26 protein-coding genes are annotated in these 13605 nt (G+C 41.3%); all 26 read right to left on the bottom strand.

All coding sequences use genetic code 11. The annotated features are described in order from the left end of the window. Window positions 1–23 precede the first annotated feature (23 nt). Complete coding sequence (locus CH362_RS19170) at window positions 24–1001, bottom strand: hypothetical protein (RefSeq protein WP_125169723.1); 978 nt, start codon at window positions 999–1001, stop codon at window positions 24–26. Between the two features lie 771 nt (window positions 1002–1772). Beyond that, the gene (gene rplQ / locus CH362_RS13880) at window positions 1773–2357 is read right to left on the bottom strand and encodes a 50S ribosomal protein L17 (RefSeq protein WP_100710933.1); all 585 of its coding nucleotides are present in this window, start codon (window positions 2355–2357) and stop codon (window positions 1773–1775) included. Between the two features lies 1 nt (window position 2358). Beyond that, window positions 2359–3336 (bottom strand): DNA-directed RNA polymerase subunit alpha, encoded by a 978-nt coding sequence (locus CH362_RS13875; protein ID WP_008593478.1) that lies wholly within the window; start codon window positions 3334–3336, stop codon window positions 2359–2361. A gap of 22 nt (window positions 3337–3358) precedes the next feature. Then, a complete protein-coding gene (rpsD, locus tag CH362_RS13870; protein ID WP_100710932.1) occupies window positions 3359–3982 on the bottom strand; it encodes a 30S ribosomal protein S4 in 624 nt (207 codons plus the stop codon). Window positions 3983–3994: 12 nt separating this feature from the next. Further along, the gene (gene rpsK / locus CH362_RS13865) at window positions 3995–4402 is read right to left on the bottom strand and encodes a 30S ribosomal protein S11 (protein ID WP_008595617.1); all 408 of its coding nucleotides are present in this window, start codon (window positions 4400–4402) and stop codon (window positions 3995–3997) included. Window positions 4403–4404: 2 nt separating this feature from the next. Further along, window positions 4405–4782: a 30S ribosomal protein S13 gene (gene rpsM, locus CH362_RS13860; protein WP_100710931.1), complete on the bottom strand. Its 378-nt coding sequence runs from the start codon at window positions 4780–4782 to the stop codon at window positions 4405–4407. 2 nt (window positions 4783–4784) lie between these two features. Continuing rightward, window positions 4785–4898 carry a 50S ribosomal protein L36 gene (gene rpmJ / locus CH362_RS13855; protein WP_008594142.1) on the bottom strand — a complete coding sequence of 38 codons (114 nt, stop codon included), beginning with the start codon at window positions 4896–4898 and terminating at the stop codon, window positions 4785–4787. A 9-nt stretch (window positions 4899–4907) separates the two neighbouring features. Then, window positions 4908–5126: a translation initiation factor IF-1 gene (gene infA / locus CH362_RS13850; RefSeq protein ID WP_008595303.1), complete on the bottom strand. Its 219-nt coding sequence runs from the start codon at window positions 5124–5126 to the stop codon at window positions 4908–4910. A 1-nt stretch (window position 5127) separates the two neighbouring features. Continuing rightward, the gene (locus CH362_RS13845) at window positions 5128–5691 is read right to left on the bottom strand and encodes an adenylate kinase (RefSeq protein ID WP_100710930.1); all 564 of its coding nucleotides are present in this window, start codon (window positions 5689–5691) and stop codon (window positions 5128–5130) included. A 4-nt stretch (window positions 5692–5695) separates the two neighbouring features. Then, window positions 5696–7078 (bottom strand): preprotein translocase subunit SecY, encoded by a 1383-nt coding sequence (gene secY, locus CH362_RS13840; RefSeq protein WP_086448211.1) that lies wholly within the window; start codon window positions 7076–7078, stop codon window positions 5696–5698. Between the two features lie 121 nt (window positions 7079–7199). Continuing rightward, on the bottom strand, window positions 7200–7724 hold the full coding sequence (gene rplO, locus CH362_RS13835; protein ID WP_100710929.1) for a 50S ribosomal protein L15: 525 nt from the start codon (window positions 7722–7724) through the stop codon (window positions 7200–7202). A gap of 13 nt (window positions 7725–7737) precedes the next feature. Continuing rightward, window positions 7738–7917, bottom strand: coding sequence for a 50S ribosomal protein L30 (gene rpmD / locus CH362_RS13830; RefSeq protein ID WP_008594182.1), 180 nt, complete (start codon window positions 7915–7917; stop codon window positions 7738–7740). 5 nt (window positions 7918–7922) lie between these two features. Beyond that, window positions 7923–8438 (bottom strand): 30S ribosomal protein S5, encoded by a 516-nt coding sequence (gene rpsE, locus CH362_RS13825; RefSeq protein WP_020770439.1) that lies wholly within the window; start codon window positions 8436–8438, stop codon window positions 7923–7925. A 2-nt stretch (window positions 8439–8440) separates the two neighbouring features. Continuing rightward, window positions 8441–8803: a 50S ribosomal protein L18 gene (rplR, locus tag CH362_RS13820; RefSeq protein WP_100710928.1), complete on the bottom strand. Its 363-nt coding sequence runs from the start codon at window positions 8801–8803 to the stop codon at window positions 8441–8443. Between the two features lie 4 nt (window positions 8804–8807). Next, window positions 8808–9347, bottom strand: a complete 540-nt coding sequence (gene rplF, locus CH362_RS13815) for a 50S ribosomal protein L6 (protein WP_100710927.1) — start codon at window positions 9345–9347, stop codon at window positions 8808–8810. Between the two features lie 25 nt (window positions 9348–9372). Beyond that, window positions 9373–9771, bottom strand: coding sequence for a 30S ribosomal protein S8 (gene rpsH / locus CH362_RS13810; RefSeq protein WP_008594088.1), 399 nt, complete (start codon window positions 9769–9771; stop codon window positions 9373–9375). 13 nt (window positions 9772–9784) lie between these two features. Further along, on the bottom strand, window positions 9785–9970 hold the full coding sequence (locus CH362_RS13805; RefSeq protein WP_010513640.1) for a type Z 30S ribosomal protein S14: 186 nt from the start codon (window positions 9968–9970) through the stop codon (window positions 9785–9787). Window positions 9971–9983: 13 nt separating this feature from the next. Continuing rightward, window positions 9984–10535, bottom strand: a complete 552-nt coding sequence (gene rplE, locus CH362_RS13800; RefSeq protein ID WP_008594895.1) for a 50S ribosomal protein L5 — start codon at window positions 10533–10535, stop codon at window positions 9984–9986. Between the two features lie 3 nt (window positions 10536–10538). Further along, the gene (rplX, locus tag CH362_RS13795) at window positions 10539–10892 is read right to left on the bottom strand and encodes a 50S ribosomal protein L24 (protein ID WP_100710926.1); all 354 of its coding nucleotides are present in this window, start codon (window positions 10890–10892) and stop codon (window positions 10539–10541) included. After that, window positions 10892–11284: a 50S ribosomal protein L14 gene (rplN, locus tag CH362_RS13790; RefSeq protein WP_008596038.1), complete on the bottom strand. Its 393-nt coding sequence runs from the start codon at window positions 11282–11284 to the stop codon at window positions 10892–10894. The genes rplX and rplN overlap by 1 nt, the downstream gene beginning before the upstream one ends. 1 nt (window position 11285) lies before the next feature. Next, entirely contained in the window at window positions 11286–11555 is a 270-nt protein-coding gene (gene rpsQ / locus CH362_RS13785) for a 30S ribosomal protein S17 (protein WP_100710925.1), read from the bottom strand. Window positions 11556–11557: 2 nt separating this feature from the next. Further along, window positions 11558–11860, bottom strand: coding sequence for a 50S ribosomal protein L29 (gene rpmC, locus CH362_RS13780; protein WP_100710924.1), 303 nt, complete (start codon window positions 11858–11860; stop codon window positions 11558–11560). After that, window positions 11857–12270 carry a 50S ribosomal protein L16 gene (gene rplP / locus CH362_RS13775; RefSeq protein WP_008593851.1) on the bottom strand — a complete coding sequence of 138 codons (414 nt, stop codon included), beginning with the start codon at window positions 12268–12270 and terminating at the stop codon, window positions 11857–11859. Before rplP ends, rpmC begins: the two co-directional genes overlap by 4 nt. Window positions 12271–12300: 30 nt before the next feature. After that, on the bottom strand, window positions 12301–12978 hold the full coding sequence (gene rpsC, locus CH362_RS13770) for a 30S ribosomal protein S3 (protein ID WP_086448204.1): 678 nt from the start codon (window positions 12976–12978) through the stop codon (window positions 12301–12303). Window positions 12979–12989: 11 nt separating this feature from the next. Continuing rightward, entirely contained in the window at window positions 12990–13322 is a 333-nt protein-coding gene (gene rplV, locus CH362_RS13765; RefSeq protein WP_100710923.1) for a 50S ribosomal protein L22, read from the bottom strand. Beyond that, on the bottom strand, window positions 13322–13603 hold the full coding sequence (gene rpsS / locus CH362_RS13760) for a 30S ribosomal protein S19 (RefSeq protein ID WP_024863921.1): 282 nt from the start codon (window positions 13601–13603) through the stop codon (window positions 13322–13324). Before rpsS ends, rplV begins: the two co-directional genes overlap by 1 nt. Window positions 13604–13605 lie beyond the last annotated feature (2 nt).

The raw sequence follows: 13605 nt of genomic DNA, 5'->3' as shown, positions 1-13605 counted from the left end.
ATTTTATCAATAACTCTCTTCATCTATTCTGATAAGGAAGTATCTATTTTAATTCTAGGATAATTTTCTATTTGTATTTTTCCAAATTCGTAAATCGCATCATATTTACGTAACTTTCCGAATTGGTATTTCCAAAACAACTCCAAGCGGCGCTTATCCCATACATATTCGCGAGTTAAAATTCTAATCCCATCGTAATATTCTTTCAATCCAAGATCTGTTATCTCATTCTTTCCAGACTTTATACCTTCAATATACCCTTTAGGTAAAAATCTCTTCTTATGCCCAACTCTTCCATAACCCCTCAATCTTGATAAGAGAGCATCTGACAAGGCGTAAAAATCTATGATATGATAATTGGGACCCAATGAATATCCGAATATACCTATTTGGCCTCTTAAGACGACTGAATCGTCAACCTTATACAATTTTGCACGACGAGCCAGCTTATACAAAATGGATCCACTAGTATTGCGATGTCGAAAAGCTGTCTTAGAATAATAGATATTTTTTTCATTTGCGATCCCATCTACAAAGTTCTTAGACAACGAACCTATTTGATCGACATGGATTGGAGTAAATTGAAATAGAAAATTATAAATTATGACTAAGAGAATGGTTATTAATCCATCTTTTAGTCTGAAAGGAAGCCTTGCTAATACCAAACCGAAAAAGAAAACTACCGAAGTGAAGAAGCGACCAGCCATAAAGTCGCCACCTATAAATAGTATATAAAATAAAAAGGGAACTGCATATAGAAAGGCAATAGGGAGAGCCCATCTTAATTGCTTAAATGCCAAATGAATTAAGAATACTAATGGTATAAAAATGAAAGAAATTGGATCCCAAAAGAACTGAAATTTAAAATATTTTAAACCTTGGAGAACAATATCAGGAAATGGCTCTAAAATATTAGTTTTGGCAAAATACGTATTCGGCAAAAACGAACCAAAATAAAATCCAGAAAACAATAGCCACAAAATAATAGGAAGTAATCCCAAAATAGATAATAGAATTACCTTTCTATTAATTCTATTTTTTGAATACTCAGAGTATAAAAGAACTATATACGGGATCGCAAATATTAAAACGAAATCAAACCTAGATACGACTGCAATAGAGATCAAAAATGTGCAAATAGGAAGTTTACCTTTAGGGCTGTCTTCATCCTTCCACAAATAATAAAAGAAAGAAGCTTCTATTAAATAATTGAGAGAATTTTCTAATCCGGAAAATACATAATCGAAAAAAGTAACAGAAGAGAACAAAAACAAGATCGAAACAACAAAAGATAATCTAGATACGGCAATTTTCTTTAAAAGATAAATAGATCCGATCCCAAATATAAAAGAAGTGATAAAAGAAATAGCGACAATATTTCTCCACAAATAGTACAAAGGAGAAAGAATCAAAACAAGAAGAGGATTAGTGAATACCTGAACTCTTTCAGCGATATTCCATCGCAGCCCATAACCGTTTACAAAATTATCTACAACTCGAAAGCTAATGAAAGCGTCGTCAGAAAGCCATGCTTGAAAGTACGAAATATAAGCAAAAATGAAAATGCCAACCATCAAATCCAAATATTTTAAGTTAAGAATCCGACTTAGCATGTATCTCTTCGTCTCTGCTTATTTCAGAAAATTTGCTTAAACAAAACAACTTCGTTAAAGCATTTAAAGTAAAATATTCATCTCATAAAATAAAAAACCCCGATGCTGTTTCCAACACCGGGGCCCACATATCTCCCATCTCTTCGGGGATTATATATATTATTTTTTCTTCTTAGGAGCAGCTTTCTTAACTGCTTTTTTCGGAGCCGCAGGCTTCTTAGCTGCTTTAGCTTTAGGAGCTGCTTCTTTTTTAGGAGCTTTTTCCTTTTTAGCCGGAGCAGGAGCTGCCGCTTTTTCCTTTTTAGAGTCGGAAATAGCCTCTCTCTTATCTTTGATCTCTTTGATAAGGGTCGGACGATCCTTTCTGTTAGTGAGTTCTAAAATTCCTACTTCGGAATTGTCAGAAGCTCTGTTGATCATTTTCAGAATTCTAGTATATCCACCGTTAGTGCTTGCATAACGAACTGCGATATCTTCGAAAAGTTTCGTAACGATATTGCGGTCCTTTATTCTTTTTAGAACTTCACGTTTGTTGTGAAGTGCAACCGCAGGAGCGATATCAGTCGCAAGATTTCTTTTTGCTCTGGTAATGATCTTTTCAGCGTGAGAACGAACCACTTTCAATTTTGCTTGAGTAGATTCAATTCTCTCGTATTTGAAAAGACTAGTGATCATGTTATTGATCAGAGCGTCTCTATGACCTTTTTCGCGGTTGAGATGTTTTACTTTATTTCTTTTGTTCATGTTAGAAATCTCTCATTCCGAACGAAAGTCCTAAACCAGCAAGTTTAGACTTAAGTTCTGCGAGGCCTTGCTCGCTATAATGTTTGGATTTGGACATCTCTTCTTCGGATCTTTTTACTAGATCTCCGACGAAGTCGATTTCCAAACTGCGAAGAACGTTTAAGGAACGTACAGAAAGTTCGAGCTCTTCCACGTGTTTGGAAAGGGAAGCTTTCAACTTCTCGTCCGCTTCGTCTAACTCGTCTTCTTCTTCCTCTAATTCTTCTTCGAAGTTGATGAATACTGTAAGGTGCTCTTTAAGGATTTTAGCTGCTTGAGCAACTGCATCCTCAGGAGAAATGGATCCGTCTGTCCAAACTTCCAGAGTCAGTTTTTCATAATCGGATCTCTGAGCCACACGGGTTTCAGAAATTTCGAAAATTACTTTTTGAACTGGAGAGAAGATAGAGTCGATTGGGATAGTTCCAAGAACTTCTATATCCTTCTTCTTATCTTCTGCTGGAACGTATCCTCTTCCTCTTTGGATTTCCAGATCCAATACAAGGTTCGCATCTTCATTCAAAGTTGCGATATGTAGATCTGGGTTCATGATTTCGATGGAAGAATCCACAGCCAGGTCTCCAGCTCTGAAATATCCTGCACCTTTCAATTCCAAATGGATAACTTTGCTTTGGTCCTTGTCCTCAGGCTCGTATTTGATACGAACTTGTTTGAGGTTTAGGATGATACGAGTAACGTCTTCAGCGACTCCTTCGATATAAGAGAACTCATGGTTCACACCTTCGATACGAAGAGCGGAAATTGCCGCTCCTTCGATAGAAGACATGAGAGTTCTACGAAGAGAGTTTCCGATTGTGGTCGCAAAACCGCGCTCGAAAGGCTCCGCTACGAATTTTCCGTAGTTCGGAGTATTCGCTTCCGTAGTAAATTCGATCTTTTTGGGACGTTTAAATCCTTTGAGTAAACTTTTTAGAGACACTTAGAAACCCTTCCCAATAAAATTACTTGGAGTACAACTCCACGATCACCTGCTCTTTCACTGGAATGTCGATATGATGACGTTCCGGCAAAGACAGAATTTCTCCTGAAAACTGAATGAAATCAGAAGACACCCAAGAAGGAATATTATTCAGAGATTGAGCCAATTGGATATTCTGGGTAATAAAACCAGAAGTTCTAAATTTAGGTTTGATCTCGATCTTATCGCCTACTTTCAAACGGAAAGATGGAATATCCACTTTCTCTCCATTTACCAAAATATGGTTGTGAGCGATGAAGTTTCTCGCCTGACGTCTAGTCACTGCGAAACCTAAACGATATACAACGTTATCTAATCTTCTTTCTAAAAGTTGAAGAAGGATTTCACCAGTTACGCCATGAGCGTGCGATGCTTCTTCGTAAAGGCTACGGAACTGTTTTTCTAAAAGTCCGTAAGCTCTTTTCAACTTCTGTTTTTCACGAAGCTGAGAACCGTACTCGGAAATTTTCGGTTTCCGTTTAGGTTGCATTCCAGGAGGTCCCTTTTTATGGAACTTATCTCTATTGAAAGTAAAACTGGATTTGAGGTAAAGGTTAACACCTTCTCTCCTCATTAGTTTAACGACAGGTCCTCTATATCTTGCCATATTATTCCTACCTTAAACCCTTCTTCTTTTACGCGGACGACAACCGTTATGCGGTAGAGGTGTAACGTCCTTGATCATTTTAATAGAAAGTCCTCTAGCAACTAAGGAACGGATCGCAGACTCGCGTCCGATACCTGGGCCAGAAACCAGAACATCCACTTCGGCTAAACCGGTAGAGTCGATTGCTTTCTCGGCAGCATTCCCCGCAGCGATCTGAGCCGCATACGGAGTAGATTTTTTGGATCCACGGAAACCCATTGCACCAGCGGTTGACCAAGACAGAGTGTTTCCTGCCAAGTCAGTGATGGTGATGATGGTATTGTTAAAAGAAGCGGTGATATAGACCTTTCCGCGAGGAACGACCTTCTTCTCCTTCTTCTTAACCTTTTTCTCTTTTTTGCCTTTTTTATCTTCAGCCATGATTACTTAGTCACCTTCTTCTTATTGGCAACGGTCTTCTTAACACCCTTACGAGTACGAGCATTCGTTCTGGTTCTTTGACCGCGAACTGGAAGACCTCTTCTATGACGCAGGCCTCTGTAACAACCGATATCCATCAATCTTTTGATATTGAGTTGGTTTTCGGAGCGAAGATCTCCTTCCACCTTGATACTTTCTTCGATCGCTTTTCTGAGAGCAGCTTCTTGAGTGTCAGAAAGATCTTTCACTCTGATTTTTTCGTCTACTCCCGCTTTAGCGAGAAGTTTGCGAGAAGTGGATCGGCCGATTCCGTAAATATACGTTAGACCAACAACGATTCTTTTTTCTCTTGGAAGATCGATACCTGCGATACGAGCCATGATTATGCTTGCCTTTGCTTGTGTTTAGGGTTGGTGCAGATCACTCTGATCACACCTTTTCTTCTGATAACTTTGCAGCTAGTGCAGATTTTTTTTACGGAAGTTCTTACTTTCATAACGTGTTCCTATTTTTTGCGGTAGGTAATTCTACCCTTGGTCAAATCGTAAGGAGAAAGTTCCACGGTGACTTTGTCGCCAGGGAGGATTCTGATATAATGCATTCTCATTTTACCGGAAATATGAGCCAAAACTTTATGACCATTTTCCAGCTCAACGCGGAACATAGCGTTTGGGAGAGGTTCCAAAACGGTTCCGTCCACGGTGATTGCATCTTCTTTTGCCAAGTTAAGCTAACTCCTTCTCGATGAGCTTTGTAACTACATCCAGGTTCCCCACTCCGTTTACACGGGAGAGATTTCCTTTAGCAGCATAGTAGTCCAATAATGGAAGAGTCTTTTTGTTATAAGTTTCCAAACGACTCTTGATCGTAGTTTCGTTGTCGTCGGAACGACCTTCGATTTCTGCACGTTTTAATAAACGTTCCAGAAGTTCTTGATCAGGAACTTCTAAATTGATCGCTCTCTTGATTTTTAAACCTTCTGTGCTTAGGATTTTATCCAAAGCATCAGCTTGCTCGACGGTTCTTGGAAATCCATCCAATAAGAATCCGTTTTTGCAATCAGGCTCTACAAGACGATCTTTGATAATGCCAATAACTACTGAATCCGGAACTAAATCTCCGGCATCCATGTATTTCTTTGCTTCTAATCCCATTTGGGTTCCGTTTTTAACGGCTGCTCTCAAAATATCTCCAGTAGAGATCTGAGGAATTCCCAAAGTGTCGCAAAGTATCTTTGCTTGAGTACCTTTACCAGCACCCGGAGGGCCCATGAAAATGATGGAATTCATTTTCTTAAGACCTTCCCTTGATTTTAGTTTTTTTCAAGAAACCATCATAGTTTCTCATAAGTAATTGAGACTCTAATTGTTTCAGAGTTTCCAAAGCAACCCCTACCATGATCAGTAGAGAAGTTCCTCCGAAGGTGTAAACCAAGGAGCCACCACCAGAGTTAGTTCCTAAATTCAAGAAACGAATAATGATATAAGGAGCTAATGCAAGTCCTGCTAAGAAAACTGCACCAGGAAGAGTGATCCTGTTTAGGACCTTCTCAATGTATTCCTTAGTATGAGAACCTGGACGAATTCCAGGAATGAATCCATTATACTTACGAAGATTCTCCGCAAGTTCTCCAGGGTTGAATTGGATCGCAGTATAAAAATATGCGAAGAACACGATAAGTGCGATATACACAAAGAAGTAGAACGCAGCGTGATACCAAGTCTGAGAGAATGGGTTCAGATAATCCAATAAAAGAACCCAACCCGCCCAATTAGGAAGCTCGGATATCTGTTGGATAATCGTTTGAGGAAAAAGTAATAAAGAAGAAGCGAATATGATAGGCATTACACTCGCGCCATTCACTTTGAAAGGAATGCTTTGAGACTTAGCTTGGACCATCTTTCTTCCCACCATTTGTTTTCCATACTGTAAAGGAACCTTACGGACACCTTGAGTAAGAAGAACAGTTAACGCGATGAGCAGGATGAATAAAAGAAGAAGAATGATAATGTTCAGTCCGTCTACGAAGTTCTCACGGAACAACTGAGCTACGGAAACTGGAAGACGTCCTACGATACCAGCGAAGATCAAAAGAGAAATACCGTTACCGATCCCTCTCTCAGTGATTTGTTCACCTAACCAGATTAAAAGAACTGTTCCAGTAGTGATGGATAATAGAGCGATAAAGAAGAACCAAGATTCAACAGAAGAGTGGATCAAACCTGGGTGAAGAGCAGGTGCATTGTCCGCTCCATAAGACCAACGTTGAGCCAAACGGATAACTGCTAAAGACTGAACTCCACAAAGTAGGATAGTTCCGTATTTAGTGTATTGGCTGATCTTCTTACGACCTTCTTCTCCTTCTTTTTGAAGTTTTTGTAAAGAAGGCACAAGAACCATCACTAACTGCATAATGATGGAAGAAGAAATATAAGGCATGATCCCTAATGCGAAGATGGAGAAGTTTAGAAGAGCTCCTCCAGCAAACATATCGAACATTCCTACAAGACCTTCGGCTGCGTTTGCATCCAAAGCAATTGCAGAAACTACTTTAGGATCGATACCAGGAATAGTAATATGAGTTCCGAGACGGAAGAGTAAGAGCATGCCAAGAGTAAAGAAAACCTTGTTCCTCAACTCTGGAATTTTGAAAATATTTGCAATCGAAGTCAGCATGCGGCTTTGTTCTCTTTCCTTAGTCCTTGGTCATTCCCCTTTCGGGCAAAAGGGACTCAAGTATTGAGTCCCTCTACAAAATAAAAGAATCGGTCTTCCAAACGGTCGAAAACGACTCGGATTAAGCTTCTTTAGAAGCTAACTCAGAGCGAAGTTTAATGGAACCGCCTGCTTTCTCTATCTTTTCCTTAGCAGAAGCGGAGAATCCATCTGCTATTATATGAACAGCTTTTGTGATCTCACCGGTTCCTAGAATCTTGAAAAGAGAGCTCTCGTTATCAAGAATCTTCGATTCAACCATAATTTTGGCATCTATGTTGCCGGTCAACCCGCTTTTCTCTATGTCTCTGAGGTTGATTGGGAAGAAATCCTTATGAAATATAGAAGTAAATCCACGTTTTGGGAGTCTTCTGTGGATAGGCATCTGCCCACCTTCGAATCCTCTACGAACGGTATTACGAGCATACTGTCCTTTGGATCCGCGGCCCCCAGTTTTACCGGTTTTGGAACCGATACCACGACCTAAACGTTTCTTGTTCTTAGTAGAACCTGCTGGAACTGGAATTGTGTTCCCTGCTGGCTTATCTCCCTTTTCAGTGCGCTCTTTTCCGAACGCCAGGGCAGCCTTAATTCTTTCTTTACTCATTTCCCTTACCTAATTACGCCTTTTCGACTCGGACCAGGTGTTGAACGTCATTGATCATTCCTTTCACCTGCGGAGTTAGAGTATGTTTTCTTTGTTGTCCGGTTTTACGGAGTCCCAAAGCAGCCAGAGTTAGCTTCTGGCCTTTTTTAATCCCGATATTACTTTTAATCTGAGTAACGATTACGGTTTCCATGTTTATTATCCTACGTCGTTTCCGAAAAGACGAGCCAGAGTGATTCCTCTTTTACGAGCTGCTAATACCGGAGTCTCCAATTGTTGAAGAGCGTCCAGAGTCGCCTTTACGATGTTTACTGGATTCGAAGAACCCCAAGATTTGCTAAGAATATCTTGGATCCCAACCTTCTCCACTACGGAACGAACGGATCCACCAGCGATGATTCCAGTTCCCGCAGTAGACGGTTTCAGGATCACTCTTGCCGATTTGAATTTTCCGATCACTTCGTGAGGAATGGTATGTCCTCTGAATTGGATTTTCACCAAATTTTTCTTAGCAGACTCGATGGATTTACGGATCGCATCAGGAACCTCGTTCGCTTTACCGAATCCGATCCCTACTTTACCTTTTGCATCTCCAACTACTGTTAGAGCGTTAAAGGAGAAACGACGTCCACCTTTTACAACTTTAGCAACGCGATCGATCTTTACGACCTTCTCGTTAAACTCTTTCTGTTCTTGATCTTGTTCGTATGCCATTATTAGAACTCCAATCCGGCTTCTCTAGCCGCGTCCGCGAAAGCCGCGATTCTTCCGTGATAGATCATCCCGGAACGATCTAACATAACTACCTTCACACCTTTAGAAGCGGCTTTCTCTCCGATCGCTTTTCCCAAAGCCTTAGCAGCTTCTTTATCTTTGCGGCTTTTACCAGCAAATGTAGCTTCTAAAGTAGAAGCAGCTACCAAAGTAGTTCCCTGAGTATCGTCGATGATCTGGCAGGAAAGATAACGATTGGATTTATTGAATACCAATCTTGGACGAGAGCTGGACTGTCTCAGTTTGAATCTGGAACGCTCTGCTCTTCTGCGTTTGGCTGCGATTTTTTTCAGTTTATTAATCATGGCCTTACTTCTTACCGGTTTTTCCGGCCTTTCTCTTGATAAATTCGTCGTTGTACTTGATCCCTTTACCTTTATAAGGCTCAGGAGGTCTCTTAGAACGGATATCTGCCGCAACTTGTCCGACTAGTTGTTTGTCGATCCCAGAAATTTTGATCTTCACTTGTTCAATGACTTCGATCTTAATTCCTTTAGGAGCTTTATAAACAACCTCGTGGGAATATCCAAGGTTCATCACCAGATCTTCACCGCGCTTAGCAGCACGATAACCAACCCCTGTGATCTCCAGGTTTTTTTCCCAACCAGCGGTCACTCCCTTTACGCTATTCATAAGAAGAGCGCGGGTTAATCCGTGAAGAGCTACTACGTTTTGCTCTTCGCTGGATCTTTCTAATTTTACAATTCCACCCTCGCTTTTCAGAGAGATTCCTGCAAAAATAGGAGTTTGTAACTCACCTAGAGGACCCTTCACTTTAATTACTGAGGTGTCCTGTTTTACTTCCACTTTATCCGGAAGTTTGATTTCTGCTTTTCCAATCCTGGACATAGGTCTTTATAAGTTTCCGTCACTCTTAAGAGAGTTTACAGATAACCTCTCCTCCTACGCGTAATTTCCGAGCTTTTTTGCCGGTCATAACTCCCTTGGAAGTGGAGAGAATCATAGTTCCCATATTGTTTTTATACGGGCGGATCTCTTCGCTTTTCATGTAAACTCTACGACCTGGTTTAGATACACGAACTAACTCGCGGATCACTGGTCTTTTGGTTACATCGTATTTCAAAGCAACTTTGAAATCTTCGAAACTTCCGTTAGTCACCGGCTCATAGCCGTTGATAAATCCTTCTTCTTTCAATAATTCCAGAATAGAACGTTTGATCTTACTTCCTGGAATCACACAACTCTCATGTTTCGCACGACCAGCATTACGAATGCGGGTCAGCATATCACCGATTGGATCAGATAAACTCATTATAATGTCCTCCTTACCAAGATGCCTTAACTACGCCCGGGATTTGAGCTTGGCTAGCAAGCTTCCGGAAGCAAATTCTGCACATGTCGAATCTTCTTAGGTAACCGCGAGGGCGTCCGCAAAGTGGGCAACGATTGTGAACCCTTACTTTGAATTTCTTTTTTTTCTTATGTCTTTCGATTAAAGAGGTCTTAGCCATGATTGCGGGCTCCTTATCTCAGGTTCCGGAACGGCATACCGAAAGCAGCGAGAAGGCTATAAGCTTCTGCGTCTACCTTGGTGTTCGTTACGAAGGTCAGGTTCATTCCATAGAGAGTGTTGATCTTATCCACTTTGATCTCTGGAAAAATGATTTGTTCTTTGATGCTGAAGTTGTAGTTTCCGCGGCCGTCGAAACCTTTCTCGGAAACTCCTTTAAAGTCACGCACCCTTGGTAGAGCCACGTTCACCAAACGATCTAGAAACTCATACATATAGTTTCCACGTAAGGTAACTGTGGTTCCAAGACTCATACCTTCGCGGAGTTTGAATCCTGCGATGGATTTTTTAGCCTTGGTTTTAACAGGGCGTTGTCCTGTGATCAATGCGAGTTCTTCTACAGCCGCTTCCAATGCTTTAGGGTTGGTATGAGCCTCGCCCATTCCCACGTTCAGAACAATTTTTTCCAAACGAGGAACTTGCATAATGGACTTGAAGTTATATTGTTTCTGAAGAGCGGGAACGATTTCTTTCCCGTATTTATCTCTCAATCTAGCTGCTGCCATGACTTAGATCTCTTTCCCTTCCGGCTTAGAAACGCGGACTTTTTTACCTTTATTCTCTTGGTAGCCCAGACGAACTCCTTTCTTCTTCTTGGAGTCGTAGAACATTACATTGGAGATGTGCATTGGAGCTTCTACTTCAACTACACCACCTTGAGGGTTCTCTTGGGTAGGTCTTAAGAAACGTTTACGTTTATTCAGTCCTTCTACTACTACACGATCCCTTTTCTTATCGATAACTAGGATCTTGCCTTTTTTCCCCTTCTCTTTTCCTGCGATGACAACTACTTCGTCATCTTTGTGAAGGCGAACGGATTTGAATTTTGTGTATTCGGATCCCCGATATGTCAGCTTAGACATTATAGAACCTCCGGCGCTAGGGAGATAATTTTAGCGTATTTTTTATCGCGAAGTTCGCGAGCTACTGGCCCGAAAATACGGGTCCCTTTCGGGTTACCTTTGTCGTCGATAATTGCGACTGCGTTATCATCGAAACGAATATAAGAACCATCTGGACGACGGATTTCTTTTTTAGTTCTGACGACTACTGCGCGTTGAACGGCCTTGTTATGGACCTTTTTCCCCGTGGAATCTTTTAACCCATAAGCAGGTTGTGCGTCTTTAACAGCGACGATAATCTCGTCTCCTACAGAGGCGTAACGTTTTTTAGAGCCTCCTAAGACTTTAATACACATAACTCTTTTGATTCCGGAGTTATCGGCGACTTGGAGGATGGTTTCCTGTTGGATCATCTTACTTTGCCTTTTCTACGATCTTAAATAGACGGTGACGCTTTTCACGGGATAGAGGTCTGGTTTCAATCGCCAGGATTCTATCTCCTACTTGGCACTCATTTCTTTCGTCATGAACCTTCATTTTAACGGTTCTACGAACGATCTTCTTAAACTTAGGGTGAGTCTTACGTGCTTCCACTAACATCACTAAGGTTTTATCCATAGCGGTGCTCACTACTTTACCTTCGCTCAGAAGTGATTTTTTTATATGCTTCTTTGCAGTTTCCATAATCAGTTCGTTCCCTTAGCAGCTTTCTTAGCAGAAGCATTAGATTTTGCTAAAGCTTGCGTCTTGCGAGTAGCTCTCGAATAACGTCTAGCTTTAGTAGTGCCAGACTTTGCAGCCAACTCTCTGTTCTTTTGGATAGTTAGAAGGCGTGCGATTTTTTTCTTCGCGTTAGTAATCACCTTCGGGTTCTCTAAAGAACGAGCAACTCCGTATTGGAAACGTGCTGTACGAATGATTTTGTAAGCATCTTCCAATTGTGCTAAAATTTCTGCGTCTTTTAACTCTGCGAGTTTGATCTTTTTCACAGCGTAGACCTCTTCACGAACTCAGTTTGAACAGGCAGTTTATAAGCAGCCAGATCCAAAGCTTTTTTAGCGGTCGCTTCATCGATTCCGCTCATTTCGAATAAAACTCTACCAGGTCTGATCTCTGCGATCCAGAACTCAGGGTTACCTTTACCTTTACCCATACGAGTTTCCGCTGGTTTTTTAGTAATAGGTAGATGAGGGAAGATCCTAATCCAAAGTTTCCCGCCTCTTTTTACCTGACGGTTGATAGTGATCCTTGCCGCTTCGATCTGTCTTGCAGTCAAACGTCCGGAAGTAACGGCTTTAAGACCGAACTCACCGAAGGACACTTTGGAACCACGCTCGTCGTTTCCTTTCAAGCGGCCCCTTTGTCTTTTTCTGAACTTAACTCTTTTAGGTGATAACATCGTTTTTTACCTTTGGATCATCAAAGACGATCAGTTGGTCCTTCTTTTAACGGCGTATTTATCTTCTTCGGACTCTTCTTTACTGTTGATGAAGTCTCCAGTGTAAGTCCAAACTTTCACTCCGATTTGTCCGAAAGTGGTGCTTGCTTCACGGAATCCTAGATCGATTTTCGCTCTAAGGGTATGAAGAGGAATTCTTCCTTCACGATAACCTTCGCGACGAGCCATGTCCGCTCCGTTCAAACGTCCAGAGATAAGGATCTTAATTCCTTCTACTCCACCTCTCATCGCACGACGAAGTTCTTGTTTCATCACGCGGCGGAACGGTTGACGTTCTTGGATTTGGATCGCAATAGACTCAGCGATACATTGTGCAATAGTCTCAGGCTTCTTAACTTCGATAATGTTAAGATTAAGAGGTTTTTCGGTCATAGTCTTAAGGACTTTTTTAACGGCTTCGATATTCGCTCCGTTTTTACCGATTACCACACCTGGTTTAGCAGTATGAAGGTTAACGTTGATCTTCTCAGGAAAACGCTCCACAACTACTTTTACAACGCCTGCTTCTTTGAAACGGCCTTGGATAAATCTACGAATTCTAATATCTTCGTGCAGGTTCTTTTTGTAGTCGGCTTGCGAGAACCAAATAGAATCCCATCCGCGGGTAATTCCGATACGAAGTCCGATTGGGTTAACTTTCTGTCCCATGATTTCCCCTATTAATCCGAGATTACCACAGTAACGTGGCTGGTTCTCTTACGGATCCTTGCAGCTCTACCACGAGCGCGAGGACGGAAGCGTTTAAGAATTGGGCCTTCGTCCACCAGGATCTTTTTAATGAACATCTTGCCTGGATCAGCGTTATCACTTTTCACAACTGCGTTTGCAGAAGCGGATTTGATAAGTTTGAAGATAGGCTCGATCGCTCTCTTATTAGTATATTTAAGAATATCCAAAGCTTCAGTAACTTCGTATCCACGGATCTCATCCGCAACAAGACGAAGTTTACGAGGGGACATTCTAACAAATCTTGCGATTGCTACGGCTTCCATTATTTCTTAGCCGCCTTTTTATCGGTGTTTCCATGACCACGATAAGTACGAGTTGGAGCGAATTCTCCTAACTTGTGTCCTACCATGTTGTCATTGATGAAAACAGGGATAAATTTGTTTCCGTTATGAACCATGATTGTGTGACCGATCATGTCTGGGAAAATCGTACTTCTACGAGACCAGGTTTTAAACGGTTTCTTTTGGTTTTCAGAGTTCAGCTTGATCACCTTGCTCATGAGGTGACTGTCGATGAACGGACCTTTTTTAGAAGATCTCATGATGA

The sequence above is a fragment of the Leptospira saintgironsiae genome, from assembly GCF_002811765.1.
Classification (GTDB): domain Bacteria; phylum Spirochaetota; class Leptospiria; order Leptospirales; family Leptospiraceae; genus Leptospira_B; species Leptospira_B saintgironsiae.
Note: the sequence above shows the minus strand (reverse complement) of the source record. Positions and strands in the feature narration are given on the sequence as shown.